Below are 25941 nucleotides of genomic sequence, written 5' to 3'. Positions count from 1 at the left end.
CCTTCCATCTCTGCAGCCGGGCGGCCCCGGGCGATCGCACCGCCGCGCCGGGTCGGGGCAGCCATGCTGCTCCGGCCGGCGCTGGGGCGGCGACGCCGGAGCAGCTTGGCCACTCGCCTACTTGGCTAGTCCGCGGTGTGGTCGATCTGCATGACGACGGCCTTGGGCTCGGTGAAGAACTCCCGGCTGAAGGAGCCGCCTTCGCGGCCGACACCGGAGGCGCCGACGCCGCCGAACGGCGCCCTCAGGTCGCGGATGAAGAAACAGTTCACCCAGACGGTCCCGACGTTCAGCCTGGCCGCGACGCGGTGGGCGCGGGAGAGGTTCTCGCTGAACAGCATGGCGTTGAGCCCGAACGGCGAGTCGTTGACCAGGCCGACGACCTCGTCCTCGGTGTCGAACGGCGTGACCGTGACGATCGGCCCGAAGATCTCCTCGCACTGGTGCGGGGCGTCCGCCGGAATGTCGGTGACCACCGTCGGATGGATGAACAGGCCCTCCCCGACCGCGCCGGTGAGGACGGTGCCGCCGACCGACTCGATCGAGTCGAAGTACGTGCGGACCTTGTCGTAGTGCGTCTTCGAGGACAGCGGCCCCACCTGGGTCTGCTCGTCCTTCGGGTCGCCCACGACCATTGCCTGGGCCGCCTTCACGAAGCGTGCCAGGAACTCGTCCTGGATCGAGCGGTGGACGTACAGCCGCGAGCCGGCGAGGCAGACCTGCCCGGCGTTGGTGAAGATCGCCCTGATCGACCAGCTGACCGCGGTGTCGAGGTCGGCGTCGGCGAAGACGACGTTGGCGCCCTTGCCGCCGAGTTCGAGGCTCACCGGGGTGAGGTTCTTCGCCGCGGCGGCGCTGATGATCCGGCCGGTGGCGGATTCGCCGGTGAAGGTGATGCGGTCGACGTCGGGGTGCGCGGTGAGGGCCGCGCCGGCGGAGTCCGGGCCGAATCCGTGCACGACGTTGAACACGCCCGGCGGAATCCCGGCCTCGAGCGCGAGCCGCGCCAGGATCGTGGCGGAGGCCGGGGAGTCCTCGGCCGGCTTGAGCACGACGGTGTTGCCCCAGGCCAGCGCCGGCGCGACCTTCCAGCTCTCCAGCATCATCGGGAAGTTCCACGGCGCGATGGCCGCGACCACACCGGCCGGCTCGTACCGGGTGTAGGCGTGGTGCCCGGAGTCCATCGGAAGTGTCTCGGCCGCCGTGATCAGGGCGTGGTCGGCGAAGAACCGGATGTTGTCGGCGGTGCGGGGGACGTCGTTGCCCCGGCTCTGCGTGATCGGCTTACCCATGTCGCGGGTGTCGGCCAGGGCGAGTTCGTCGGCGTGTTCGAGGATCAGGTCCGCGAAGCGGTGCAGGATCGACCGCCGCTGTGCGCGACCGAGCGCCGACCAGCGTCCGTCGTTGAACGCGCGACGGGCGGCGGCGACGCCGAGATCGACCTCCGCCGCGCCGCCGAGCGGAAACCGTGCCCACGGCTGCCCGGTGTATGGGTCGACGCTGTCGAAGGTCTCCCCCGAGCGGGAGGGGACCTCCTCGCCGTCGATGATGTGGCCGAACGTCTCCACGTCAGCGTCCTTCCTGTTCTGTTGCCTGGCCGGCCGGCCGCGTCGACGCGTCGGCCCGGTTGTCGAGGTCCGCCTGGGCGGCGTCGCGCTCGGCGAGGGTCTGGTCGCCGGCGGCCCACAGGCTTCGGGGTACCTCGCGCACGATCACCCGGATCTGCTGCGGATTGGCGTCGAGGGAGGTTTCGACCGCCTCGTGTACCCGGTGGATGAGCTCACGCAGACGCGCGGGGTCACGCCCTGCGGTGAGGGTGACTTCGACGAGAGGCAATGCTCATCCTCCTGAGACGCTGGTGCTGCCGAGGTTGGTGAAGTGCACCGAGACGGTGCTTCCGGGATTGAGGAAGACGGCGTCGGTCATGCCCCCGGTGAGCACGATCCAGCCGGCCTTGAGGCGGTGCCCGCGGCGGCCGAGGGCGTTCGCGGCGAGGGCGAGGGCTTCGGCCGGATGGCCCTGGACTGCCGCGCCGGTGGCGGTGTCCACGATCTCCCCGTCGACGTCGAGCAGACATGCCTCGAGCGCGAGGTCGATGTTGTGCGGTTTCCGTGCGACCGGGCCGATTCCGAAGCGGCCGGCGGAGGCGTTGTCGGCGACCACGTCCGGCAGCGTGAACTTGAAGTCCCGGTAGCGCGAGTCGATGACCTCGTAGCCCCCGTACACGTACTCGACGGCCTGCATCGCCCGCGCGGCCGTGACCCCCGGCCCGGCGAGATCTTCGCCGAGCACGAACACGATCTCGGGCTCGACGCGGGGGTGGATGAGCCGCGCCATCGGTGCCGGCTCACCGGCCGGCAACACCATCGCGTCGGTGAGCCAGGCCGTCAGCGGCGCGTCGATGCCCATCCGCGACTGCTTGGCCCGCGAGGTCAGGCCGAGCTTGACACCGATGATCGTCTCGCCCGAGGCCACCTTCCGCTCGATCAACCTGTCCTGGGCGAGGTAGGCCGCGTCGAGGTCGAACTCGGGATACTCGTCGGTGATCGGTCCGCGGTCGCGGCACTGCGCCTCCGCGGCGGACAGCTCATCGACCACCCGGTCGACCGTCCACTGCCTCATGTCGCCGGGGCCGCCGCTGGTCGCGGGAACCGTTCTGGTCATTGGTTCACACGCTCCATCCGGGTGGTGAGGGTGCCGAGGTGGGCGAAGGTGGCCGTGACGACCGAGCCGGGCGCCAGCGGCTGGGCCGCGGTCAGGGAGCCGGGGATGACGACCTGCCCGGCCTCGAGCGCGACGCCGAGCCGGCCGAGGGTGTTGGCCAGCCAGGCCAGGGCGTGGATCGGGGAACCGAGTACGGCACCGCCGGCGCCGGTGCCCACCACCTGACCGTTCACCGACAGCACACACCCGGCGAGCCGCAGGTCGATGTCACCGAGCCGGACCGGGCGGCTGCCGAGGACCACCGCGCCGGAGGAGGCGTTGTCCGCGATCGTGTCGGCCAGGGTGATGCGCCAATCGGCGATTCGGGAGTCGATGATCTCCAGGGCGGGTAGGACGTAGTCGACCGCGCTGATCGCGTCGGGCACGGTGACGCCCGGCCCGGCCAGGTCCGAGCCCAGTACGAAGGCGATCTCCGGCTCCACCTTCGGCGAGACGAAGTCGGACATCCGCAGGGGCTGACCCTCCAGCACGATCATGTTGTCCATCAGGTGGCCGTAGTCCGGCTGCTCGACGCCCAGTTGGCGCTGCATCACCCGGGCGGTGAGACCGACCTTGTGCCCCTTGATGACGCGTCCGTCCGCCTTCCACCGCTCGACCTGCAGTTGCTGGACGGCGTAGGCGTCCTCCGGCGTGATGTCACGGTAGGTCTGGGTCAGCGGGCTGATGGGCTGGCCACGGTAGGCGCCCAGCAGCGACTCGGCCGCCGCGCGGCGCTCCTTGGCATCCATGCTCTTGCCTACCTGTCCAGCACCATGGCGGCGACGTCCACCGGCTTGGTGAGTGCGCCGGTCTGGACCATCAGGTCGTTCCACCGCCCGAGCTGGGCGACGTCGGGCTTACCCGCGGTCCACTTCGGCAACTCCATCGCGGCGGCCTGCTCCGGCTTGGTCTGCGAGTAGGTGGTGACGATCTGCCGGGCACGTTCGGGGTCGGCGGCGATGTAGGCGTTGGCCTTCTCGATCGCGCGCGCGAACGCCGCGGCGGTGTCCGGGTTCTTGGCGACGAACGCGTCGGACATGCCGAGCCCGGAGACCGGGATCCCGGCGGCCACCCCGGAATACGACTTGAGCACCATCCGGCCGCCGGCGCCCGCGACGGCGGTGCGGAACGGCTCGACCAGCCAGGCCGCGTCGACGCTGCCCTTCTCCAGTGCGGGCTTCATGTCGGGGAAGGCCAGCTCGATGAACTTGACCGTGGCTGGGTCGACCCCCTGCTCCTTGAGGACGGCCTTGATGGTGATGTCGCCGGTGTTGTTCAGGGTGTTGACGGCGATGGTCTTGCCCGCGAGCCCGGCGGCGTCGGTGATGGGTGAGTTGGCCGGCACGTAGACGCCGCCGGTGGTCTCGGTGGCCCGGACCCCCTCGGCCACGATGGTCACCTCGAGCTTCTGGCTCTGGGCCAGCAGGAACGAGGGGTAGGTCGCGAAGGCGGCCTGCAGGTCTCCGGACATCAGGGCCGGCACGGCGGCCGCTCCGCCCTGCACCGCCTGGGTCTGCACCGTGAGCCCCTCTTCCTTGAAGAAGCCCTGTTGGTTCGCGATGAACACGGCGGCGTGGTCGATGACGGGCACGATCCCGACCTTGAGGTTCGTCGTCTCGAGCTTGCCGTCGGCCTTGGCGGTGCCGCCGTCCCCACCGCCGCAGGCGGTGAGCGTGGCGAGCAGGGCGACGGAGGCCAGCGCGCCCAGCAGGGGGCGCCGCGAAGCGGGATTACGCATGTCTCTCTCCTCTGAGGGACAGCAGAGCATAATGGATATAATCGATTTGGTCAGCGGCCGGGCGGGCAGCAGGACGCGAGGCCCACCCGGTGATGTGCCTACGAGGTGGCGGCGAGTTCGCTCGTCTCCGGCCGCCGGATCAGGCGGGCGACGTCGCTGCGCAGATGGATGAATTCAGGCAGTTCCTTGGTCGCGATCTGGTCGCGGGGACGCGGCAGGTCGATGTCCAGGGTGGTCAGCACGTACGTCGGCGGCTTGGAGAGCACGACGACCCGGTCGGCCAGGTAGACGCTCTCGTCGATGTCATGGGTGACGAACAGGATGGTCATGTTGAACCGGTCGCGCACCTGCAGCACCAGGTCCTCGAGGTCCTCGCGGGTCTGGGCGTCCACCGAGGCGAACGGCTCGTCCATCAACAGGATCTTCGGCCGGTACGCGAGCGCCCGCGCGATCGCCGCGCGTTGCTGCATGCCGCCGGACAACTGGGTCGGATACCGGCCTTCGAAGTTGGTCAGGCCGACGGCGGCCAACGACTCGCCGACCCGCTCGGCGACCTCCGCCTTGGAGAGTTTGGCGGTGTGCAGGGGGAAGCGCACGTTGTCCCCGACGGTCAGCCACGGGAAGAGCGAACCGCGGTAGTCCTGGAACACCATCGCCAGGCCGGCCGGGACGCCGGTGATGGGTTCGCCGAGGAACCGGACCTGCCCGCCGGTAGGGGGCATCAGACCGGCCATCGCGCGCAGCAGGGTGGTCTTACCGCAGCCGGATGGTCCGACGATGGAGACGAGTTCGCCTTCGTTGACGCTGAAGCTGATGTCCTTCAACGCCAGGTGGCGGTGCGCCCCCGTCCCGTAGGCGTGCGAGAGGCTTTCGACGACGAGCATGGCGGTGCCTTCCGGGTCAGGAGGTCTCGTGTCCGGCGAGCCGGTGCCAGCGCAAGATGCGCCGTTCGACGACGGTGAGAACCTGGTTGAGCAGGTAGCCGAGGATCGCCAGCAGCAGGATGCCCGCCCACATGTCGACCAGGGCGAAGGAGCGCTGGGCCTGCACGATCCGGAACCCGATACCGCTGGAACTGGCGACCATCTCGGAGATCACCATGAGGATCAGACCGATGGACAGACTGGTCCGGACTCCCGCGAGGATCTTGGCGGCCGCCCCCGGAAGAACGATGTGCGTCAACCGCAGCCGCAGCGGTATCCGGAACACCTCGCTCGTCTCGTACTTGATCGGCTCGATCGAGCGGACCCCTTCGATCGTGTTCAGCAGGATGGGCCACGCGGCGCCGAAGGCGATCAGGAAGATGCGCATCTGGTCGCCGGTGCCGAACACCACCAGGAACACCGGGATCAGCGCCGGCGGTGGGGCCGCCCGCAGGAACTGCAGAATCGGGTTGACGTAGTCGCCGAAGGCGTCGCTGAGCCCGATCGCGACACCCACGGCGATCGCGAGGACCATCGCGAGCAGGAATCCGACGAGCATCCGGGCCAGGCTGGGCAGCACGTCCTGGGCCATGCTCGTGCTGAGGATCCCCTCTCCACTGGGCAGCCACAGCTGCGCCACCCGTTCGAGGATGGTGAAGGGCGGAACCCAGTACGGCGAACTGAGGTTCACCGTCGCCAACTGCCAGCTCCCGATGAGCGCGACCAGCACGACCCACCGCAGGGCGATCCGGGACAGGTACCTCGTCCACCGTACGGCGATCGACGGCCCGGCGGCCTCCGCTTGCGTCGCGGCGCTCATGCTGCCGCCTCCAGGTGCTTCCAGGGGAACAGGCGGCGCTCCGCCGCCTGGAGGACGGAGTTCACCAGTACGCCGAGAACCCCGGCGACGACGGTGCCCGCGAACACCATCGAGGTGCTGCCGCCACCGGAGCTGATGCGCAGCACGTACGCCCCGATCCCCGCGCTGGACCCGGCGAGCAGTTCCGCGCTGATGGTCACGATCAGGGCGATCGCGGCCGAGATCCGGACTCCGGTGAGGATGAACGGTGCCGCATGCGGCAAGGCCACCCGGCGCAGGATGGCGGCGGGCGTGAGCCGGAAGGTCCGGGCGGTCTCCTTGGAGATGGGGTTGACGTCGCGGACCCCGTAGAGGGTGTTGAAGAAGATCGGCCAGACGCACGCGTAGATCGCCAGCGACGCCTTCATCTCGGTGCCCTGCCCGAACAGGAGGATGGCCAGCGGGATCAGCGCCACCGAGGGGATCGGACGCAGGAACTCGACGACGACGCTCGACACCTCGTAGGCCACCCGGAGGGAACCCAGCAGCAGACCGAGCGGCACGCCGATCGCCGTGGCGATGGCCAGCCCGAGGGCCCAGGCCCCCATCGTGTGGGCCACGTCGAGCAGGAACTCGCTGTTGCCGAACAGGCCCACCGTGTCCGCCAGCACCTGCGCGGCCGACGGGAGCATCGTGGTGGGGATCAGGCCCGACCAGGAGAGCACCTGCAGCACGCAGAGCGTGGCGAGGACCCCGACTGCGCCCCGGACGTGGCGGCGGTTCGTCCACCGCCGCGTCCCGTCCTCCCCGGTGGAGGACCGCACGGCGGGTGACGCGGCAGGGGTCGGCGCGGGACCGACCGGGGCGGCAGCATCGGCTCGCCGGTCACCCAGGGTGGCCGTACGAGGCGGGCCTGCCGCCCGGTCGTGTCGTGCAGGGGGTGTCGCGGTCACGTAACCTCCTCGCCACGTCGAGGAAATCACCATATTCATTAGGCGGGTTACAGGCAATAGTCGAGGACGGCTTTCGCTCGGCGTGGTCGTCCTCTTGCGCGCAGCAGAGAGCGGGGGTCGCTACCAGGCCACGGCCGGCTCGGACAGCGACATCGACACGGGAGCGTGCGCCTCGACCGCCCGGGCCACCCGAACCGGGTCCCCGGAGGCGATGGCCACGACCAGATCGATGTGCACCTGCAGGTTGCGCGGGAAGGAGGCCCGGAACTCCTCGTCCGGCACGACCTCCCGGACCGCCTCCCGCGCGGCGCCCAGCAGCGAGATGTAGATGGTGCGCAGCAGAGGGTTCGTCGACAGCTCGGCGATGGCCTGGTGCAGATCCCAGTTCCGCCGCAGGTATTCGGCGGGATTGTCCGCGCACTCCCCCATGGCCGCGACCAGCTTCTCCAGACGGGCGATGCTGCGGCTTCGGGCGTTGCGCATGGCGCTGAGCGCGATCGGCGCCTCGAGCGCGTTGCGGATCTCAAGGGTGTCCACCACCGACAGCGCGTCGGCCCCCAGGCCCAGGATGAGGTGGCTGAGCCGGATGTGGGCGGGCTGGGCCGCCACGAAGATGCCGCCACCCGGTCCGGGCCGCGTCTCGATCAGGCCGCGGGTCTCCAGCAGTCGGATCGTCTCGTTCAACGTCCCGGCCGCCACCCCGTACCGCTGGCGCAACTCCTCCTTGGTGCCCAGGCGGTCACCCGGGCTGACCTGCTTGCTGGCGATCAGGTCACTCAGCAGTTGGGCCACCGCCTGCGCCCGCGACATCCGCTCGTTCGGAAGTTCGGTGCGGCGATCGCCCGTCCCAGCACCACCCCGCGTCGGCCCGTCGACCGGCTCGGCCCGGCCGGCCGGGTCGGCGTCCGGATCGCCCAGCAGTTCCACGGCCCGCAACGCCCAGTCGACGCGGGCCTGAGCCTGGGCGACCTGGCCGTCGAACACGTGCGCCTTGAGACGAGCGATCCGCTTGTGCTCGGCCGGGTCCCGATCCTCCAGTCGCTCACGCAGCAGCGGCGTGTCCATCGCGGCGAGGGCGTCGCGGTGCTGCGACCACTCATCGACGAGTTTGCGCTGGTGCGCGACGTACGCGTCGACCACCGCGATCGCCGCCTGCGGTTCGATCGAGTCGAAGTGCAGCGCCTGCAGCGCGAAGGCATCCCGGACAGGGGCCGGCGGGTGCGGCGTGGAGATCCATTCCACGAGCGCGGCCCGGCCCTCCGGGGTGAGCGAGTAGACCGTGGTGGTGAGGCCGTTCTGCCCCTCCGCCTCGGTGCCGACGATCAACCCGTCGGACTCGAGCTTCTTCAGGGCGCCGTAAACCTGGCTCTGTGGCGCCGCCCAGATCCAGTTCTGCGCCCCGGCGAAGAACTGCGCCAGCGCGTACCCGTTCATCGGCCTCGCGTCCAGAACCCCGAGCAGCGCGTGCGGCAGGGACATGCCGGACAGCATAGCGAGCAGGAAGAGAACACCACCTCTTGACCCTCCTACACAGGAATACTCATGATTAGGGGGACCGGCCGCGCCGGCCGTGCTCCGAGACGGAGGAATGGTGACCAAGCCCGACGACGACCTCGCCGAACAACTCGCCGCGGCCGGCCGCGCGCTCGCCCGGCACGCGCTGGTCAGCGCCTTCGGCCACGTCTCAGCACGCGCCTCGGCGCACACCCTGCTGATCACGGCACCGGTCCCGCTCGCCACCATGCGCCCGAACGCCGTCCAGTCCCTGAACCTCGACGCCGCCGACCTCACCCCCGGCACACCTCGGGAAGCGTGGATCCACCAGGCGATCGCGGTCGCCCGCCCGGACGTCGGCGCGATCTGCCGCGCACAACCCCCCACGGCGACCGCTCTGGCGAGCGCCGGCGTACCCATCCGGCCGCTACACGGCCAGGGCTCGTTCCTCGGGCCGGAGGTCCCCGTACACCCCAATCCCCGCCTGGTACGCGACGAGGACAGCGCCAAGGCCCTGGCCGACACCCTCGGCAGCGCCCCCGCCCTGATCATGCGGGGCAACGGCGCGGTGACCGTCGGCGCCACGATCGGCGAGGCGGTTGCGCGCATGTGGGTGCTGGAAGCCTCCGCCGTCATGAACGCCACCGCGTCCGGATGCGGAACACCGGTTCCGCTGAGCGAGGACGAACAACAGTCGTGGCGCGACGTCGCGCCCGAGCTTCTCCACCGGATCTGGCTGCATCTCAGCCGCGAGGAGGCATCATGATCGAACTCAAGGACATCGCCTACGTGCGGTCGGGGGCGGCCGACCTCCGCACGGCGGTGGACTTCGCCACCGACATCGTCGGCTTGGAACTGGTCGAGGAGTCGGACGGGATCGCGTACCTGCGCGCGGACCAGCGGCACCACTGCCTGGCCTTCGTGGCAGGAGAGTCCGGCGTGATCAGCTCAGGTTTCACCCTGCGTGACCTGGACGCGTTGAGCGACGCGGAGACCGAACTGGAGCGGGCTGGCCTGACCGTCAAGCGCGGCTCCAAGGAAGGCGCGAAGTCGCGCCGCGTCCACGAGTACGTCGCCTTCGAGGACCCGTTCGGCAACCGTGTCGACCTCGTGGTGGGCCAGACCGCGAGGCCGACGCCGGTCAAGTTCCACCGCACTGCCGGCATCACCGAGTTCGGCCACATCTGCCTGGACGCACCGGACATCTACGAGGCCGGCCGGTTCTGGACGACCCACTTCAACGCCAAGGTCTCCGACTGGGTGACCGACGCGGCGTGCCTGATGCGCATCGACCCCGTCCACCACAAGCTGGCCGTGTTCCGCGGCGACCGGCCCGGTCTGTGCCACATCAACTTCCAGGTCGAGAGCATCGACGACGTGATGCGCAACTGGCACTTCCTGGAGGAGAAGGGCGTCGAGATCGAGCAGGGGCCGGGACGCCACCCGCAGTCGACCGCGATCTTCCTGTACTTCAAGGGGCCCGAGGGACTGACCTACGAGTACTCGTACGGCGTACGGCGGATCGAGGACGACGCGGCCTGGACACCCCGCTGGTTCGACCCGGACGGACCGGGAGCCATCGACATGTGGCTCGGCCCCAAGGCGCGGGTCAGCACGCAGTACCAGATCCCGGCCAGGGATGACGCCACCTGGGACTGAACCCGCCCGAGGCGTACGGAGGCGGCGCGGCCACTCACCGCGCCGCCGCCGGCCGGCATGGTCATTCCGCTTCGGACCCGATCGACGGAAGCGTCATCACGGGCCGAATCGAGCTCATCGAGAGTGCCCTTCGGCAATGACAGGCCGAAGGCGCCACTACGCAGTGACGCCACATCGAGGTCGACCCCGCACAGTTGCGTAGCACCGCGCTGACCGGCCGACTGCTGCGGTTGCGGTCGGGCAGGCCGGGAAGCGGGCACAGCTGACGACTTGGGGCCCACCCTCTCAGCAGATCCGCGATACGGTCGCCTATGGCTTCGGGTTCTTCGCCCATGCGAATCTGGTGGTTCGGTCTGATCTCCGTGATCGTGGTTGCCGGGTGCGACTCCACACCCGGCACCCCACCCGAACCCTCACCCCAGGCGTCCGTCACTGGACAACAGCAGGCAGCAGAGCCTGCGCCGCCTACCTCCTCGGGTTGTCCGCCGACCGCCCGACTGTCCGGGCCCGGTGCGCCCCCGGACCTGCAGGGCACCGGTCACGGCGCAACGCTGTGGGCGTTGCCGTTTCCAACGGAGCCTGTGCTGACCGCTGGCAAGGAGCTCAAGGTGGTATGGCGCATGACCGGCAGTGGCGACTTCGCGATCAGCGCCACAGGTCCCGACGGAAGAGTGGTCAAGCCCGTCTGGGGTCCCGAGCCTCATGGCGGCAGCAACTGGGACCGGCCGGGCGACGAGTGGGGCACCGGCTGGGTCTTCCCCACCGCCGGTTGCTGGACGATCAACGCGACGCGAACCAGCGGAACAGGATCCCTGGTACTACGCGTCGCCGAATAGCTTCCACCTTCTCGGACATCCCCACCGGGCAGCCGTCTCCAGCACAGCCCGCGTACCCGGCACTTCAGGTAGCCCGACTGGATGCTCCAACAGTTCACCCATGCGTCCGCCGCGCCGGTGACGCGGTTCATCAGGTAGAACCGGTCCCTGCGGGTCGTGGCGCCCTTCACTGCGCCTGACGGGAACCGGGACGTGGGCCGCGGACAGTTATCACGTGTGGAGATGAATGTGCGCCATCGGGTTCGCCAGGGGGATCCTGAGGCGTTCCGTGAACTGTTCGACGCGCACGTGCGCGCCGTCTACAACCATGCCTTCCGGCTGATCGGTGACTGGTCGGCGGCGGAGGACGTGGTGTCGCTGACGTTCCTGGAGGCGTGGCGGCTGCGCGAACGGGTCGACATCGATGATGGGGCCGGCTCGCTGCGGCCCTGGCTGCTGGGCATCGCCACCAACGTGGCGCGCAACGTGCGCCGGGCCGCGCGGCGCCACGAGGGTGCGCTGGCGCGGTTACCCGATGCCGAACCGGAACCGGACTTCGCCGAGGGGGTCACCGCCCGGCTAGCCGACCGCGAGCGGCTGACCCGGGTGGTGGCGGCGCTGCGGTCGTTACGGCGCGCCGAGCGTGAGGTGCTGGCGTTGTGTGTCTGGTCGGGCCTGGACTACGCGCAGGCTGCGGCGTCACTGGACGTACCGGTGGGCACGGTCCGCTCCCGGCTCTCCCGGGCCCGCAGGAAGCTCACCGCACTCGTCGCCGGGGGTGTTGTGAAGCCCCAGCGGATGCGGCGGGAACCGCCGGCCCGCCCCGGACAGGTAACAGTCGACCGCGACAACGCGGTCCGGTTCGTTCAGGAGATCTGATGGACATGACCCCGAACCAGCCCGCCGGCGATGACCGTGACGAGGTGGCCCGGCTGCTGCCGGAACTGGCGGAGGTTGATCTACCGGGCGGCCGCCAGCGCCAACTCCAGGAGTTTCTGATGAGCGAGATCCAGCGGGACCAACGCGAGTCCGTCGGGGCGGCCCGGCGGGTGCAGCGGCGGCTCCTTTTCGCCACCGCGGGCTTGGCGGCCGCCGCTGTCGCCGCCGTGGCGGTCGGTACCGGGGCCCTGCACACCGGCGCCGTGCCCGCTGACAGCCTGTTCACTGACACCACACCGCAGCATGCGGCGCAGAACCCACCGCCGAAGCACGCCACGGCCCCCGCGTTCGAGCTGGCCGCCCAGTACGCGGCCGCGCAACCGTACACGCCGCCCCGCCCGGACCAGTGGGTCTACGTCAAGGACCGCAAGAGCAACCCGAGTTCGATCGCCAAGGACAAGGGCCAGCGGCAGAACGAGATCACCGAGGTGTGGCTCAGCGTCGACGGCTTGAAGATGGCCGAGTGGAACCCCGACACCGGCAAGTTCGACACGTGGACGCAAGACAACGGTTATCCCGAGGCGGTCGCGCTGCCCACCGACCCGGGCAAGCTGCTGGATGCCGTGCGCGGCCAACTGCAGCAAGAGACCGCCAGCGTATCGACGCACTTCAAACCGTCGGATGACATGGACAGCCTTCTGTTCGGCCGCCTCGCCATGATCTTGGAGGGCAACGTGCTCCCGCCGCGGGTCGCGGCGGCGCTGTGGCGGGCGATCGGCATGGTTCCGGGGGCTACGCAGGAGCCGGGAACGGTCATGGTCAACGGGCGGCCGGTGGTGGCGGTCGGTCGGATTCAGGAGGGCTGGCGCTCCGAGCAACTCCTGCTGGACGCAGGTACGCACGAGTTCGTCGGGTACCGCTCCGTCGCGGCCAAGGACCACACCTTCACGTCGCCCACGGGACCCATTCGGACCAAACGGGGTGAGGTTCAGTTCACCATCACCCGGGTCGCGGCGAAGTTCGTCGACAAGGCCGGCCAGACCGGCTGACGCCGAGCATCGGGCGCACCGCATCGGCGGGGCCTGGACGATGGATGCCGTCCAGGCCCCGACTGAACTGCTCCGATGTCGCGGCGTACAGCTCCAGGTCTACGACGAATCGGACCATCGAGGGCCGCAACCTGGTGGCGCCGATGGACAGCCAGATGCGGCCCGACGGATGTCCTCCGGGCTCACCGTTGACGTCGGCTGGCGGCTCGCCGACGACCTCGACGCCACACAACGCGACGGCTGCAAGCTGCTCGAACGCCACCCGCACGGCTCGGGCCGGCCCAGCTCACCGCCATGCGCCGGCACTCCGCCGCCCGGATCAAGGAGCCCGAACGGCCGCACCGGGAACTGCTCGGCGACGTTTTCGACGACCGGCAGTGGCGGAAGTTCGGGGCGAGGAGTGCGGGCCACGTGCTCACCGCACGGGCGTAGCGACACGTATACTGCTCCGGCCACAGCTCGGGCAGCCTTGCCGGTGGTTCGCGTCGCACCCCGTGACGGCGCTGCCAGCTGCTTCTTATCCGGCGTCAGAGATCGCCCGGGCTTCGGGCCACCGGCGGCGGGCCAGTTCGCTGGGCGCAGAGTTTGGCGGCTGGCGGGGTCGCGTCAGGCGGATGCGGTTCATGCGGTTGGATTCAGGGCGTCGCCGCATGTCCTGGGAGCCCTGCCGTGAGTCCATATGATCAGCTCGCCGGCCTTGACCTACCGACCCTGCAGGTGTTGGAGGCGGCCTCGGCGTTGGGTGGCCTGGTCACCGAGGCGGAGGTGTCAGCGTTGGTCGGCGCCGACGCGACGCCGTACCTGCAGCGTGCCGCCGACGCAGGGCTGGTCGTGCGGCTGCGGGGCCGGCTAGCGGTGAACAGCGTCCTCGGCGACGTCTTCGCCTGTCCCCTGGGTGTCGGTCCGTCGGCTGGTCAGCTCGCCGCTGTGTTGAACGCCGATGATCTGAAGGTTGTCGCGAGCAACCTGGGGCTGTCTCCGAAGGGCCGCAAGGCGGACCTGCTGGAGGCGGTAGCGAACTTCTTCCTCGATGCGGACAACGTGCATGGCCTCGTCAAGCGGATGCCCAAAGCGACGCGAACAGCGTTGGAGGACGCTGACCGGGACGGCGGACGGATCCGCCGCTACGGCGGCAGCGGCATCGCGCACCGTAGCCGGTATCCAAACCGCTACCGTCAGGTGCATCCACTGGACTGGGCCGAGGAACACGGGCTGATCTACCGCGTGACCTGGGAGGACTATCAGCTGGCGGGCCAGGTCGCGCTCGCTGTGCGAGGAGCGGACTACCGGGCGCCGTTCCAGCCGCAGGAACCGTCAGTGGCCTGGCACACGCCGGACCCGGCGGCCGTGCGCCGCGACGCCCAGGCGCAGGGCATCGCCGTGGCCGGGCTGTTGTCGGCGCTGCTGGACGGGGCCGGGCGTGAGCCGCTGGCCACGGTCAAGGCCGGCGGTGTTGGCGTGCGCGAGCTGACTCGGACGGCGAGGACGCTTGGCGTGCCTGTCTCTACCGTCCGGCTGTTGCTGGCGGTCGCCGAGGAGGCCGGACTGGCCGAACTCGACGAACGCGTTATGCCGACGGCCGCGTACGACCGCTGGCTGAGCCTCGGTCTGCACCGCCGGCTGGCAGTGATGCTGCAGGCGTGGCGTGAACTGCGCTATCTGCCGTCGTCGCAGAGCGGTCCGTGGGTGCCGGCCTACGACGAGGGCTGGTCTACGCATGCCCGGATGGACGCGCTGCGGCTGTTGGGTGACCGGGCGACGTCGGACCTCGAGCAGGCGGCGCAGTGGATGTGGTGGCGGCAGCCGTTGGCTTTCGGCGGCGCTGCGACGGTGCGCGGCCTGCTGGACGAGGCCGTGACCTTGGGGGTCCTCGGCGCGGGTGGGATCAGCCCTGCCGGGCAGGCCCTGCTGAACGGCGAGGACATCGCCAAGGCCGTCGGCGACCTTGGTGAGGTGTCCCGCAGCGCTCGACTGCAGGCCGACCTAACCGCTGTGGTGATGGGAACACCTGCTCCAGCACTGGCGGAGTTGCTCGACGCTGTCGCCGTCGTGGAATCCCGCGGCACGGCGACGACCTGGCGGTTCAGCCCGACGACGGTTCGCGGCGCGTACGACGCGGGCTGGACCGAGCAAGGTCTGACCAGAGCCCTGACGAAGATCGCCGACGGCGCACTGCCGCAACCGCTGGTCTACCTGCTGGCCGACGTCGCTCGCCAACACGGGTCGGTACGGGTCGCGCCCCTGGCCAGCACCCTGGTCAGCGACGACACCGCGCTGCTGGCGCAGATCTGCGCCGACAAGCGGCTGGAGAAGCTCCATCTGCGTCTGCTCGCCCCGACCGTTCTGGCCAGCCAAGTCAACACGGCTGACACGATCGCCGCTCTGCGGAAAGCCGGCTACGCGCCCCGCCAGCAGAACGCCGATGGCCGGGATGTCATCGAAAAGGCCCGCCGCCACCGCGCCTGATGGGCTGACGACAACTCACACCCAGAGAACCGAATCGCCGATTGCCGGTGGCGGCGAGGACTCCCGCTACGCCCGGCTGGCGGCACGGCGTTGGCGCGCCAGGGTGTGCAGCAGCCGGTGGTGTTGCATTCGCCTCCCTGGTAGCCCTGGTCGCGCAGTTCGATGGTCAGGTGGGCTGCGTTGGCGCAGCCCTGCCGCCAACGTTCGACGAGGTAAGCGACGTGTTCATCGGTTCCGCGATCGACGGACGGGTTCGGTGGGACGCTCTTTGGCGGCCGCCGCCAGCCGGGTATTCGCGCAGGGTGTCGCCGTCGCGGTTGAGCGCGTTGCAGATCGCGGTGGTGCCGACGCCCTTGCTGACCGGGGTGGCGATCTCGGTGTGGCGCTGTGGCGTCTTCGGCGGCCTTCTTCAGCGTGTGGGGTGTGATCATCACCGGCTGCCTGCTGCTGGCGGTGCGGGGGTTGCCGGCAGCCCGGGCGACGGGAGACGGCCGCTGGCATCGGCTCCGACAGTCACTCGCGTCTCTGATTACGGCGCGAGGTGATCGGGTTGTTCGGTTCGGCCCAGGTGATCTCGAAGTAGTTGCCTTCGGGATCGCAGAGGTAGGCCGATCGGCCGGTGAAGAACTCGGCATCGACGGGCTCCTTGGTAACCCGAGCGCCGACGCTGCGCATCTGCTCGGTCAACTGATCGACCTCCTCCGGGGTGTCGACCATGATCCCGATAGTGAAACGGATGCCGCTGCTCGAGTCTGGTTCGGTGTTCCCGTCCTGAGCGAGCTGAGCGATGGGAAACAGCGCAAGGACGACGCCGCGCAGTTCAAAAGCTGCGAAGTCGTCGTCGTCGACGATCTGCGGCCAGCCGAGTTCCCGGTAGAAGTCCCGGAGTCTAGGAAGATCACGGGCCCCAAGGGTGATCATTACGTCCGCGAGGGCTGCAGGTGTGCTCATGGCAGTAGTATTCGCCGGGCGCTCGGCTGCCGCCCTGCTGATGCGCGACCGCCGAGCCGTACCGTCACTTGCATGGCAAGTGCGCAGTCTCGTGTCGTCGACCGCTGATCATTGCTGTTGCTTTGGTCGCCTTCTGACACTCAGGATGTAGGAGCGGGTTACCCGGCCGTCTGACTCACCTTCTGACTGACCTTGAGGGCCTCTAGCGGATTCGTCAGCTGTCGGCGGGCACGAGAACACCGATTCCGGATCCCCCACCGGATCCCGTGCCGGACGTATCCGCGCACTGTGACATATCGCTCGCACCCAGGCGCCACCGAATCCGACAGCCGGTACCTACAGTCGGGCCATGAGCACCGACGAAGGCGTGCGGGTCTGGCTCCGCCGGCATGGAGCTGAGCAGATCGCGCATCCCGGGGGCAACCTGTACGCCCACCTGTGTCGAGTCAGCGAACGACTCGCCGCGCTCGGCTGCAGCAGTGAAGTCCAAGCCGCCGGTCTTACCCACGCCGTCTACGGCACCGACGGGTTCGACCTCGCCCTGCTTGATCTGGCCGATCGTGCTGTCCTACGGGACCTCGCCGGCGCCGACGCCGAGGAGCTCGTCTATCTGTACGGCGCCTGCGACCGCAAACGCAGTTGGCGGGAGCTGGCAGAGACCGGCCAGGTGTACGACCGCTTCGCAGATCAGGTGAGAACGCCGAGTGCGACTCAACTCCGGTCGCTCACGGACTTGAGCATCGTCAACGAACTGGACGTCATCGAGCAGGACCCTGCGGTGGCGGACCGGCACGGTACCTACTTCCGGGAACTGTTCGCCTCCTGGGCCTCGCTGGCCTCCGAGCAGGTCATCCGCGATGCGCAGCGGGTCTTGCGGCCATGACACCCGAACCATCGCCAGCGCCGCGGTCGCTAGCAGCCACCCCCAGTCGCGTACGAGTGCGTGCCGTCTACCCCGGCACCTTTGATCCCTTCACTCCCGGGCATCTGAATGTGGTGAACCGGGCACGCAATCTCTTCGACGAAGTGGTCGTCCTCGTCGCGGTCAACAGCGCCAAGCATCCGGGCGCCGACGAACAGGAGCGAGCCGCCGCTGTTCGAGCCATCCTGCCGGCCGACTGGACCACCGTCACCGTTGCGGCCTGGCGCGGGTTGACCGCCACCTACTGCCGTCGCCATGACGTAGGAGTGATCATCCGCGGCGTACGTAACAGCAGCGACCTTCAGACCGAGGGCCAGCTCGCCGGGATGAACGAGTCGCTGGGTATCCCCACAGTCTTCCTGCCTGCACATCCCGAACTGGCCGCGGTGTCCTCCACTGCGGTGCGCACGCTGGGAGGTGACCCTCGTCGACGCAGCTGACCGCCACATCGGGCACGGCGACGGCAGCGAGCACTGGGCCCCAGATCGGGACGTCCTGTCGATCTGACACGATGACGGCATGCCGAGTCCTATCACCCTTCGATCGACTCGGCCCGCCGACCTGCCCCTGATCGAACGGCTATGGCAGCTGTACCGACACGACCTGTCTGAGTTCCGGGGCATGCTGCCAGACGACACGGGCCTGTTCACCTCTGGCCCCTTGCAGAGCTATCTCCCTGACCCAGACAGCTGCGGCTACATCATCTGCCAGGACACCCGGCCGGTGGGCTTCGCATTCGTGTCCGGCTTGGCGACCCAGCCCCTGCACATCTCCGAATTCTTCGTCGTGCGAGCCGTGCGCCGCTCGGGCGTCGGCAGTCTCGCCGCCCGACAACTCTTCGCGAAACATACGGGACACTGGGAGATCGCCTTCCAGGAGGAAAACCCAGGTGCCGCCCGCTTCTGGCGCCGGCTCGCCGTCGAGGTCTGCCCAAGGGGCTACCGCGAAGAACGGCGTGCTGTTCCCGGCAAGCCGCACCTTCCTCCAGATACGTGGCTGCTGCTGACAACCTGACGTAGCCACTGGGTGCGCCGGTGATCTCTTCGGCGCCTCTCTGTGTCAAGAGGGAGTCCCGGACGAGCTGTTGGCGCCGTGGAGCAGGGCTCGGTAGACGACGTCGGCGGGGCGGCGTTTCAAGCAGCGTAGTGCTTCTCGGTGGCTCTTACCGGCTTGCCGTTTGCGCTGGTAGTAGGCCCTGCCTGCACCTCCATCACGTCATCCACCGCTGGATCATGCGATAACGGGTTTACACGCTGCGACCTGCCCTTCGCCCCGAAAGAATGATCGGCGGTCCTTGAGCGGCCACGTGAGCCGCTGCTTGCCTGCTGCGGCAGTCGGCCGTCGTCCGATTTCGTCCGTCGGCGTGCATACCGAAGGTCACTCGGTTGGTCACCCAAGCTGATCGACTCCGATTGCTGTCAGACGTCATCGCTAGCCTGCGCGTCATGATCACACGACCCACCGCGAAGTGGGGCCGCGAGGTGCAGGACCAGAGACACCGCATCGCCGCAGGAACCCTTGCTGAGGATGACGATGGCGCCTACGCCCTGGCCCTCTGGCCGGAGGCATTCATCGCTGCTGTCGATACTGCTCTTGACGCCTATGAAGCAGACGTACGTTCGTTCTCGTCACCGTCAGATGACGAGATCTTCGCGTCGGTCGAGCGGATCGTGATGGCTCTCAACGTGATCGATGAGGAACACGACAGCAGGATCGAGACGGGCGAGCGCGAGGATCTGTGTGAGTACATCGACGACGTCCTGACAGACGCGGGCATCGATGTCGATGGCCTGACCTCCCGACGAAACATCGACCGGGCGGAACTGACTGACGAGTGGCGCGACTGGTGAGGCGTTGATCCAGCCGGCGGAGCTTCGCCATCCCGTCGCCGTCGACCCGCCCTTGTGGGAGCGGCCGCCGTTGGGGCCGCCACGTCAAGACGGCTTGGGGCGCCGACGGCCGCTGGCGGCCCCGGCGGTGCTCGGCTCGTCCGGGGTCGTCGGGTGGGACGGCCTACCGCAACCGCCCACGAACCTGGCCCCGCAGAGGGAGGCCCGGCCATCCTGGAGCCAGCGCACAACCCCCGGAGGCGCAGTAGGCGCCATCCGGGACCACCGCCAACTCGCCGACCGCAGCCGGCATGCCCTCCCGTACGCCACTCGGGCTCTTGGTCGTGCTTGGTTCGCCTGCCCGAGGTGATGCCAGGGTCGACAGTCGTCCGCTCGTGCTCGCTGGTTGCCTGCTCGCTTCGGTACATCGCGGCCTGGCTGGCACGCTGGCCAGGACCGTCCTGCGCCTCACATCGTTGGTCGCTCCTTGACATTTCACGCGGTCTTGTGCCTTCTGTGTGCCCCAGCCTCGTCGGCCGCGTAGCTGCCGGCGGCGGCCCGCTGGGCCTCGCGGCGCCGTCGTTGACTGTGGTCGGAAACGACGGCCTGACCGAGCGCCGAGGCGCACACACGCCGACATGATCGGAAGGGCACCCCAACACGCGCAGATCGCGCACGGCACTCGCGGCAGGCGGGCGCGCGGGCTCACATCCGGGCTTTCAGCACGTCGACCTCGCAGCCTGGCGCGGCCGGGTCGAAGCCATGTTCTGCCAGCCAGCGGACCGCCACCAGGCTTCGCCACGACCACCACCCGCGGATCACGTCCAGGTCGACATCGGTGCCGTAGCCGGCGACCACGTCGTCAAGGCGCTCCTCGTGTCCCAGCGTCAGGACGGCGAGGTCGTACAGGGCATCGCCCTGGGCGGCCTCGGACCAGTCGATCACGCCGGTGATGTCGTCACCGTCGACGAACACGTGAGTGATCTGCAGGTCGCCGTGCATGAACACCGGAGTCCACGGTCGAAGCGCAGCCTCGGCAACCTGGCGATTGCGCGTGACCAGGTCGGCGGGAAGGACGGCGTTCGTGACGAGCAACTCGCATTCACGATCCAGGCGCGACGCCAGCTCGTCAAGGCGGCGACCGGGCCATGGCGGCAACGGCGCGTCGTGCAGCATCCGTACGGCGGCACCGGCCGCGGCCCACGCGTCCGAAGACGCGGGAGACGGCTCGCCGAGACGGCCGAGTGCCGTACCGGGGAGGGCGGCGAGCGCGAGCACGGGCGGCTTGCGCCACAGGATCTCCGGAGTGGGGATCGGCGCCATAGCCATTGCCTGGACCTCGACGTCGGTGCGCGCCTGGTCAGCGTCGATCTTCAGGAACACGTCGCCGACGCGCAGGGTCGCGCGCTCGTTGTGGGCGACGACGACCTCGACCTCTTCCACGTCGGCCAGTGTGGCGGAGATGACCACCGACGGCACCGGGTTATTTGCGTGCCCACGTCCGCGTCATTGCCAGTGGCCGGATGTCAAAGAAGATCAGACCCGGTTACGGGCGCGGTCCACGGCTTGATTCACCATTATGCATGAGCGACGCGGGGTTATCGGGTAAGCGCCGCCGTCAGCTGGTCCAGTCCCAGCGAGCCCACTTCCAGCGCCCGGCGGTGGAATGCTCGCCGGTCGCCGGGGAAGGATGAGCGGCCGGCCAGCCACACCCGCTCCCCTACCTTGTAGGTGAGCGCCTGCCCTGGCCGGCCCAGATAACGTGCGAGTTCCCCGGACGCGTAGGGCCCTTGATGACAGCGGTCCCGCAGCAGTTGCAGCGCCGCATCGGGTGTCCAGGGTGCGCCGCCACCGGACGGCACCGGCAGCCGCAGGTGCAGGCCGATGTCGAGGACGACCCGCGCCGCCCGCAGCAGCTGCATGAACAGGTATCCCAACCGTGCACCCGGCTGCTCGTAGAGCCCGAGCTCGTCCATGAACCGCTCGGCGTACAACGCCCAGCCCTCCTGGCAGCCGGAGAGTCCGCCGAGCAGGTTCAGCCGCTGCCCGAGGCCTCCCTGGCAGGCCTCGTGGCCGATCTGCAGGTGATGGCCGGGAACGCCCTCGTGGTACGCGGTGCTGTAGGCCCAGAAGGTGGGAAAGCTCGCCTGGCCGTCGGGGAGAAACCACCAGACCCGGCCCGGCCGCGTCAGATCCTGCGACGGCCCGGTGTAGGCGGTACCGCCCGACACTGTCACCCGGGACTCGATGCGCCGCAGCGGCGCGGGGATGTCGAAGTGCACGCCGTGCAGCTGCTCGATGGTCGCCTCCAGCAGCTCCTGCAGCCACGCGCCGAACGCGTCCCGGCTGTGCAGGGTGCCTGGCGCGTCGGGGCTGCCGAGCCGGTCGAGCACCTCGGGCACGCTCCCGCCCAGGGCCTTCGCCTCCGCGACCAGTTCCGCCTCGATCGCGGTGAACTCGTCCCAGCCCCACTCGTAGAGCTCGCGCAGATCCGGCTCGACAGCGAGGAAGGTTCGCACCCAGACGCCGTACCGCTGCGGCCCGAAAGCCTCCTCACCGCGGGCCCGCGGTGCCAGGTCCGCGGTCAGCATCGCGGCCAGTCTCTGGTACGCCTCGCGCGCGTCCTGCGCGGCGGCCTGCAACGACGCCCGCTGCGGCCCCTCGCCGTAGCGCTCCACCAGGGCGAGGTCATCGTCGACCCAGTTTTGGCAGCGCTGTGTCACCAGTTCCACTTGGCGCCGCGTCGGCAGGTGTCCGCGCTCGGCGGCGAGCAGGAGGCTGCCGGCGTACCCGTCCAGGGCCGCGGGGATCGCGGCCTGGCGCGCGCCGACGCGGGCCCAGCCATCCTCGTAGGCGGCGCCCTCGACGTCGCGACCGGGCACCGCGGCCTCAACGGACTGGCGGATGAGCTGCAGGGGGCCGGTGGCCGCCGCATGCAGTTCGCGCAGGTCCTCCCCGGCATCGTGGAAGGCGATGCGGGTACGCAGCCGTTCGGCGAGGTGAGCGTGCAGCGGGCTCGTCGCGGGCAGGGCCGCGAGCTCGCGCAGAGCGCGGGCGGCGAGATCGGCGCGGGCCTGGTGACCGTCCGGACTGTAGTCGGTGAGCCGGTCGATGTCCTGCTCGCCGACCTCGACCACCGCCGCGCAGGGGTCGAGGCGGGCCACGTCGTGCAGGAGCCGGCTGGCGAAGTCCTCGATCATGACGAGGATGCTAGTCGTTGTTGATCTTTGCCGTGCGCGAGCAACTCCTCACCTGTTGGCGGGGCCGGACTCCACGGACGTTAGCGAACACCGCGCGAACCGGTAGGTTGGCGTGGTGCGGATCGGTGCCTGCCAGACCCCGGAGATCCTCGGTGACGTGGACGCGGCGGTGACCGTCATCCAGGACTTCGCGGACCGGGCCGACGTGGCGGGCGTGGAACTGCTGCTGTTCCCCGAGTGCTTCCTGCAGGGATATCTGGTCACCGACCAGCATGTGCACCGCCACGCGTTCGACGTGCGTTCACCGGAGTTCGCTGCGGTATTGGCAAGGCTGGCCGGCATCCGGCAGATGCTCGTGCTCGGGATGATCGAGCGGTGGCAGGGCCGGTACTACAACACGGCGCTGGTCATCGCGGGTGGCCGGGCGGTGGGCGGGTATCGCAAGGCCTTCCTGACCGGCGGAGAGTCGGTGTTCACCGCGGGTGACACCTACCCGGTGTTCACCCACGAGGGTGTGCGATTCGGCATCAACATCTGCTACGACACGCGGTTCGCTCAAGCCGCGGCCGCGGTGGCGGCGGGTGGGGCGCAGGTGCTGCTGGTGCCGGCGCAGAACATGATGCGCCGCGAGAAGGCGTTCTGGTGGCAGGACCGGCACAACGAGATCCGCACGCGACGGGTCCAGGAGACGGGCATGTGGCTGATCTCCGCCGACGTCACCGGCGAACGTGACGAGTCCCGGATCGGGCTGGGCCCGACGTGCGTGATCGACCCGGTCGGCCAGGTGGTGGCACAAGTCGGCACGGGAACGACCGGCATGGTCACCATCGAGATCGAACCGTCGTAAGTCCCCGACGACCGTCCCGCCGCCCACGGCATGAGGGAGCACCGCGTCCGCCCATCAAATCAGCGTTACGGAGCGCCCGGGGCACGTCTCGTCAGGGACGAGGACTCAGCGGGCGGGGGCCGGCTCGGGCGACGGCCGCCAGTCCCGCCTGATCAGTCCGTACACCCACGAGTCGGAGACCTCGCCGTTGACGACGCAGTCTTCCCGCAGCGTCCCTTCCCGCACGAATCCGAGCTTCTCCAGCACTCGGGCAGATGCGGTGTTGCGCGTGTCGGTCTCGGCCTGGACGCGATTCAGGTCCAGCGTGTCGTATGCCCACTGCAGCAGAGCGTGCGCGGCCTCCGTCGCGTAGCCGTGGCCCCACGCTGCATCGTCGAAGCAGTAGCCCAGCGACGCGCTGCGGTAGTCCGGGTTCCACCGGGTCAGACTGCACCAGCCGATGAACGCCCCATCGGAGACACGGTCGATGGCCAGCCGCGCCCCGGTGCCTTCCTCGGCCATCTGCCGGCACGCGGTGATGAACCGCTCGGCGCGCACAGGTTCGGTCCAGGGCGGCGAGTCCCAGTAGCGCAGCACGTAGGCGCTGCTGTGCAGCGCGAAGAGGCCCTTCGCGTCCGCGTCGTCGAAGGGACGCAGTCGCAGGCGAGCGGTGTGCAGCGTGGGGGTGGGCAGGAGCATGAGTGCCATGTTGCCTCTCTCGGTGAGCGGACAGGAAGATGTGCCCGACGATCGGCATGAGCGCGCGCAGTGCGGCATGACCTGTCACGCTGTACGGACCGACCAGCGCCAGCATGAGTCGGGCTGCGCCACGACCACAACCACTTTGCATGCGGCGGCAATCGGGCTCACTCGAGGAACTGGCCGGGCGTGGAAGGCTGCGCGCTTAAGGTCGGCTCGGCACGGCGACCTTCCGCGAGACTGAGAGGGGCCGGATATGAACCAAAGCACCCGCGAGGAGATGCTCGGCCGCCTGGCTGAGGCAGTCGCATCCGTCACGGTCGCACACCCGACGCGGGTTGCCATCGACGGACCGCCCGCCGCCGGCAAGACCACCCTCGCCGACGAACTGGCCGTCGTCTTGCGCGAACAGGGCCGCGATGTCATCCGCGCGACGATTGACGATTTCCTCTTTTCCCGGGCGCAGCGCTACCCGCGCGGCGAGTACTCGGCCGAAGGTTGCTACTTCGACACCCACGACTACGACGCCCTGAACCGGGTTCTGCTCGATCCGCTCGGCCCGGGCGGAGATCGACGCTTCCAGCACGCGGTCTACGACCGCACTGCGGATACCGCGTTGTCCCCGCCGGTCACGACTGCTCCCGTCGATGCCGTGCTGGTCTTCGACGGCGTCTTCCTCATGCGGCCGGAACTGATTGACCGGTGGGATTTGCGCATTTTCGTGTCGACCGCGCTCGAGAAGACCGTGGATCGTGCCGTGATCCGAGAGCGCCGGGTGTCATCTCGGGCCGAAGTCGAACGGCGCTGGCGCGGCCGTTACATCCCCTCCCAACAGTTCTACTTCGCTACGGTCTGCCCGACCGATCACGTCGACATCGTCGTGCACAACGACGATCCCCAGCAGCCGGTCTGGGAGACGCAAGCACACTGACGGTGGTCGAGCCGACCTCTCGGAGAGAACCGCACATCAATCCCTTGGGCCGACCACCGAGGTCCGATGTCGGCGGCCGGTCAGGCTGTCGGATCGTCTCGAAAGAGTTGCTCTTTCACACCTCGGCCGCCCCAGCGGGTCGCAACGAGTTCGGGACGAGGGCGGGTGGGCCTGGGCACCCAGCCGTGTTTTCTGGTGTCGGGCGCAGGGCTATCCCAGTCTGCGATCAGCGCAAAAGGATCCGTGGCGCGATCAGGCACATCGTCACACGGCTCCCGGACGACCATCGCTGGGTAAAAGCGCGTCTCCTGAGCCACCTCGCAGTCATCCGTCCGGGAGGCGACCAAGGCGCCGCAACCTTCACAAGCCACACACGGGTTCCACCCCACCAGGGACCAGCAGCCCGTGTGCACAAGGTTGTGGACGAAGCGTGTCCCCCGTACGTCGCCGGGTGAAAGGACGAAGGTACCGATGACCTGATCACGGCCATACGCGGCCTCGTCGATCGCATAAGTGCCGGGGTCGAGGAGCGGCGGGTTCACGTGGTGGCAATCCAGGAGCGACCAGTGCGGCCCCACGGGCAGCTCCACCAAGCGGACTGGGACGCTCAGCGTGTTACCGCAGCTCGCACACCGAAAGCCCTCCACTGCGGCAGTCTGACATTCGAGCCAGGCGAAGGCATCCAAGAATATGAGTGAGCAGGCGCTTGCGTGACCGGCCATGTCGAAGTGCTCGCCTTCCTGAATGCAGTCATTTCGGCTGAGCAGGCGTAGCGGAGCCCAGCGGCTCAGGCCGACGAGGCGCTCGTCGGCACTGAGCGGCGACCCGCCGGCGTTCAGTCACGCTGCGCAACGCGCGGCTCGCGGCATGAGGGTGAAGCCGATCTTGGCTGGATTGATGTCGGCCGGAGTTGTCGTATCCGGGCCGCGTCGTTCGTAGCGGTGTGAGAGGCCGCCCACGAGGGCGCGGTCACGACCAAAGGAGATGCTGACATGCGGCACCCACTGGCCAAGATCCACCGCATGTTCGAGCTCGTCGAGCCGATCGCCACCGTCACCTTCTCCGAGGTGCCGAACGAGGCGTTCCTGGCCTTGGGTATGCGCAA

26 protein-coding genes are annotated in these 25941 nt (G+C 69.0%); 13 read left to right on the top strand and 13 right to left on the bottom strand.

All coding sequences use genetic code 11. The features are described 5' to 3' along the window. Positions 1–125: 125 nt before the first annotated feature. The 9 genes from ACWEVO_RS01560 to ACWEVO_RS01520 all read right to left on the bottom strand — a co-directional run bounded on the left by ACWEVO_RS01560 (position 126) and on the right by ACWEVO_RS01520 (position 8595). Positions 126–1568, bottom strand: coding sequence for an aldehyde dehydrogenase (locus ACWEVO_RS01560; RefSeq protein WP_452305616.1), 1443 nt, complete (start codon positions 1566–1568; stop codon positions 126–128). Position 1569: 1 nt separating this feature from the next. Beyond that, entirely contained in the window at positions 1570–1836 is a 267-nt protein-coding gene (locus ACWEVO_RS01555; protein ID WP_452305615.1) for a tautomerase family protein, read from the bottom strand. Positions 1837–1839: 3 nt separating this feature from the next. After that, positions 1840–2664 carry a 2-keto-4-pentenoate hydratase gene (locus tag ACWEVO_RS01550; protein WP_452305614.1) on the bottom strand — a complete coding sequence of 275 codons (825 nt, stop codon included), beginning with the start codon at positions 2662–2664 and terminating at the stop codon, positions 1840–1842. Next, on the bottom strand, positions 2661–3452 hold the full coding sequence (locus tag ACWEVO_RS01545) for a 2-keto-4-pentenoate hydratase (protein WP_452305613.1): 792 nt from the start codon (positions 3450–3452) through the stop codon (positions 2661–2663). Before ACWEVO_RS01545 ends, ACWEVO_RS01550 begins: the two co-directional genes overlap by 4 nt. Positions 3453–3460: 8 nt before the next feature. After that, positions 3461–4441: an ABC transporter substrate-binding protein gene (locus ACWEVO_RS01540; protein ID WP_452305612.1), complete on the bottom strand. Its 981-nt coding sequence runs from the start codon at positions 4439–4441 to the stop codon at positions 3461–3463. Positions 4442–4539: 98 nt separating this feature from the next. Beyond that, complete coding sequence (locus ACWEVO_RS01535) at positions 4540–5325, bottom strand: ABC transporter ATP-binding protein (RefSeq protein ID WP_452305611.1); 786 nt, start codon at positions 5323–5325, stop codon at positions 4540–4542. A gap of 16 nt (positions 5326–5341) precedes the next feature. After that, on the bottom strand, positions 5342–6184 hold the full coding sequence (locus ACWEVO_RS01530) for an ABC transporter permease (RefSeq protein ID WP_452305610.1): 843 nt from the start codon (positions 6182–6184) through the stop codon (positions 5342–5344). Beyond that, complete coding sequence (locus ACWEVO_RS01525) at positions 6181–6987, bottom strand: ABC transporter permease (RefSeq protein ID WP_452305609.1); 807 nt, start codon at positions 6985–6987, stop codon at positions 6181–6183. The genes ACWEVO_RS01530 and ACWEVO_RS01525 overlap by 4 nt, the downstream gene beginning before the upstream one ends. Before the next feature lie 249 nt (positions 6988–7236). Then, positions 7237–8595, bottom strand: a complete 1359-nt coding sequence (locus ACWEVO_RS01520) for an FCD domain-containing protein (protein WP_452305608.1) — start codon at positions 8593–8595, stop codon at positions 7237–7239. Positions 8596–8707: 112 nt separating this feature from the next. Between ACWEVO_RS01520 and ACWEVO_RS01515 the strand changes: the two genes are divergently transcribed. The 7 genes from ACWEVO_RS01515 (at position 8708) to ACWEVO_RS01485 (ending at position 15478) form a co-directional block, all read left to right on the top strand. After that, positions 8708–9376: a class II aldolase/adducin family protein gene (locus tag ACWEVO_RS01515; RefSeq protein ID WP_452305607.1), complete on the top strand. Its 669-nt coding sequence runs from the start codon at positions 8708–8710 to the stop codon at positions 9374–9376. Beyond that, positions 9373–10269 (top strand): VOC family protein, encoded by an 897-nt coding sequence (locus ACWEVO_RS01510; protein ID WP_452305606.1) that lies wholly within the window; start codon positions 9373–9375, stop codon positions 10267–10269. Before ACWEVO_RS01515 ends, ACWEVO_RS01510 begins: the two co-directional genes overlap by 4 nt. 581 nt (positions 10270–10850) lie before the next feature. Then, a complete protein-coding gene (locus ACWEVO_RS01505; protein WP_452305605.1) occupies positions 10851–11105 on the top strand; it encodes a hypothetical protein in 255 nt (84 codons plus the stop codon). A 222-nt stretch (positions 11106–11327) separates the two neighbouring features. Continuing rightward, positions 11328–11963, top strand: a complete 636-nt coding sequence (locus tag ACWEVO_RS01500) for an RNA polymerase sigma factor (protein ID WP_452305604.1) — start codon at positions 11328–11330, stop codon at positions 11961–11963. Further along, positions 11963–13012, top strand: a complete 1050-nt coding sequence (locus tag ACWEVO_RS01495; RefSeq protein WP_452305603.1) for a CU044_5270 family protein — start codon at positions 11963–11965, stop codon at positions 13010–13012. The genes ACWEVO_RS01500 and ACWEVO_RS01495 overlap by 1 nt, the downstream gene beginning before the upstream one ends. A 294-nt stretch (positions 13013–13306) precedes the next feature. Continuing rightward, entirely contained in the window at positions 13307–13444 is a 138-nt protein-coding gene (locus ACWEVO_RS01490; protein WP_452305602.1) for a hypothetical protein, read from the top strand. Positions 13445–13681: 237 nt separating this feature from the next. Next, positions 13682–15478 (top strand): helicase-associated domain-containing protein, encoded by a 1797-nt coding sequence (locus ACWEVO_RS01485; RefSeq protein ID WP_452305601.1) that lies wholly within the window; start codon positions 13682–13684, stop codon positions 15476–15478. A gap of 513 nt (positions 15479–15991) precedes the next feature. On the opposite strand, the gene ACWEVO_RS01480 is transcribed toward ACWEVO_RS01485, so the two are convergent. Continuing rightward, positions 15992–16429: a VOC family protein gene (locus ACWEVO_RS01480; protein WP_452305600.1), complete on the bottom strand. Its 438-nt coding sequence runs from the start codon at positions 16427–16429 to the stop codon at positions 15992–15994. Between the two features lie 349 nt (positions 16430–16778). Here ACWEVO_RS01480 and ACWEVO_RS01475 point away from each other — a divergent pair, with 349 nt between their 5' ends. The 4 genes from ACWEVO_RS01475 (at position 16779) to ACWEVO_RS01460 (ending at position 19201) form a co-directional block, all read left to right on the top strand. Beyond that, positions 16779–17312 (top strand): DUF6817 domain-containing protein, encoded by a 534-nt coding sequence (locus ACWEVO_RS01475; protein ID WP_452305599.1) that lies wholly within the window; start codon positions 16779–16781, stop codon positions 17310–17312. Positions 17313–17368: 56 nt separating this feature from the next. Then, positions 17369–17791 carry a pantetheine-phosphate adenylyltransferase gene (gene coaD, locus ACWEVO_RS01470; RefSeq protein ID WP_452305598.1) on the top strand — a complete coding sequence of 141 codons (423 nt, stop codon included), beginning with the start codon at positions 17369–17371 and terminating at the stop codon, positions 17789–17791. A 79-nt stretch (positions 17792–17870) separates the two neighbouring features. Further along, a complete protein-coding gene (locus ACWEVO_RS01465; protein ID WP_452305597.1) occupies positions 17871–18365 on the top strand; it encodes a GNAT family N-acetyltransferase in 495 nt (164 codons plus the stop codon). 431 nt (positions 18366–18796) lie between these two features. Then, positions 18797–19201, top strand: a complete 405-nt coding sequence (locus tag ACWEVO_RS01460) for a hypothetical protein (RefSeq protein ID WP_452305596.1) — start codon at positions 18797–18799, stop codon at positions 19199–19201. A 684-nt stretch (positions 19202–19885) separates the two neighbouring features. On the opposite strand, the gene ACWEVO_RS01455 is transcribed toward ACWEVO_RS01460, so the two are convergent. Beyond that, entirely contained in the window at positions 19886–20650 is a 765-nt protein-coding gene (locus ACWEVO_RS01455; RefSeq protein WP_452305595.1) for a phosphotransferase family protein, read from the bottom strand. A gap of 128 nt (positions 20651–20778) precedes the next feature. After that, positions 20779–22380 (bottom strand): DUF885 domain-containing protein, encoded by a 1602-nt coding sequence (locus tag ACWEVO_RS01450; protein WP_452305594.1) that lies wholly within the window; start codon positions 22378–22380, stop codon positions 20779–20781. Between the two features lie 115 nt (positions 22381–22495). On the opposite strand from ACWEVO_RS01450, the gene ACWEVO_RS01445 reads away from it, so the two are divergent. After that, a complete protein-coding gene (locus ACWEVO_RS01445) occupies positions 22496–23227 on the top strand; it encodes a carbon-nitrogen hydrolase family protein (protein ID WP_452305593.1) in 732 nt (243 codons plus the stop codon). Between the two features lie 105 nt (positions 23228–23332). On the opposite strand, the gene ACWEVO_RS01440 is transcribed toward ACWEVO_RS01445, so the two are convergent. Beyond that, on the bottom strand, positions 23333–23905 hold the full coding sequence (locus ACWEVO_RS01440) for a GNAT family N-acetyltransferase (protein WP_452305592.1): 573 nt from the start codon (positions 23903–23905) through the stop codon (positions 23333–23335). Positions 23906–24161: 256 nt separating this feature from the next. Between ACWEVO_RS01440 and ACWEVO_RS01435 the strand changes: the two genes are divergently transcribed. Further along, positions 24162–24836 carry a uridylate kinase gene (locus ACWEVO_RS01435; protein ID WP_452305591.1) on the top strand — a complete coding sequence of 225 codons (675 nt, stop codon included), beginning with the start codon at positions 24162–24164 and terminating at the stop codon, positions 24834–24836. Positions 24837–25941: the final 1105 nt, after the last annotated feature.

Source organism: Micromonospora sp. NPDC003776, assembly GCF_053605645.1.
Note: the sequence above shows the minus strand (reverse complement) of the source record. Positions and strands in the feature narration are given on the sequence as shown.

Excerpts from the sequence above, each read along its gene's own strand:
- ACWEVO_RS01550 (WP_452305614.1), bottom strand. The coding sequence starts at position 2,664 with ATGACCAGAACGGTTCCCGCGACCAGCGGCGGCCCCGGCGACATGAGG.
- ACWEVO_RS01545 (WP_452305613.1), bottom strand. The coding sequence starts at position 3,452 with ATGGATGCCAAGGAGCGCCGCGCGGCGGCCGAGTCGCTGCTGGGCGCC.
- ACWEVO_RS01540 (WP_452305612.1), bottom strand. The coding sequence starts at position 4,441 with ATGCGTAATCCCGCTTCGCGGCGCCCCCTGCTGGGCGCGCTGGCCTCC.
- ACWEVO_RS01535 (WP_452305611.1), bottom strand. The coding sequence starts at position 5,325 with ATGCTCGTCGTCGAAAGCCTCTCGCACGCCTACGGGACGGGGGCGCAC.
- ACWEVO_RS01530 (WP_452305610.1), bottom strand. The coding sequence starts at position 6,184 with ATGAGCGCCGCGACGCAAGCGGAGGCCGCCGGGCCGTCGATCGCCGTA.
- ACWEVO_RS01520 (WP_452305608.1), bottom strand. The coding sequence starts at position 8,595 with ATGTCCCTGCCGCACGCGCTGCTCGGGGTTCTGGACGCGAGGCCGATG.
- ACWEVO_RS01510 (WP_452305606.1), top strand. The coding sequence starts at position 9,373 with ATGATCGAACTCAAGGACATCGCCTACGTGCGGTCGGGGGCGGCCGAC.
- ACWEVO_RS01500 (WP_452305604.1), top strand. The coding sequence starts at position 11,328 with ATGAATGTGCGCCATCGGGTTCGCCAGGGGGATCCTGAGGCGTTCCGT.
- ACWEVO_RS01495 (WP_452305603.1), top strand. The coding sequence starts at position 11,963 with ATGGACATGACCCCGAACCAGCCCGCCGGCGATGACCGTGACGAGGTG.
- ACWEVO_RS01490 (WP_452305602.1), top strand. The coding sequence starts at position 13,307 with ATGCGCCGGCACTCCGCCGCCCGGATCAAGGAGCCCGAACGGCCGCAC.
- ACWEVO_RS01480 (WP_452305600.1), bottom strand. The coding sequence starts at position 16,429 with ATGAGCACACCTGCAGCCCTCGCGGACGTAATGATCACCCTTGGGGCC.
- ACWEVO_RS01475 (WP_452305599.1), top strand. The coding sequence starts at position 16,779 with ATGAGCACCGACGAAGGCGTGCGGGTCTGGCTCCGCCGGCATGGAGCT.
- ACWEVO_RS01465 (WP_452305597.1), top strand. The coding sequence starts at position 17,871 with ATGCCGAGTCCTATCACCCTTCGATCGACTCGGCCCGCCGACCTGCCC.
- ACWEVO_RS01460 (WP_452305596.1), top strand. The coding sequence starts at position 18,797 with ATGATCACACGACCCACCGCGAAGTGGGGCCGCGAGGTGCAGGACCAG.
- ACWEVO_RS01450 (WP_452305594.1), bottom strand. The coding sequence starts at position 22,380 with ATGATCGAGGACTTCGCCAGCCGGCTCCTGCACGACGTGGCCCGCCTC.
- ACWEVO_RS01440 (WP_452305592.1), bottom strand. The coding sequence starts at position 23,905 with ATGCTCCTGCCCACCCCCACGCTGCACACCGCTCGCCTGCGACTGCGT.
- ACWEVO_RS01435 (WP_452305591.1), top strand. The coding sequence starts at position 24,162 with ATGAACCAAAGCACCCGCGAGGAGATGCTCGGCCGCCTGGCTGAGGCA.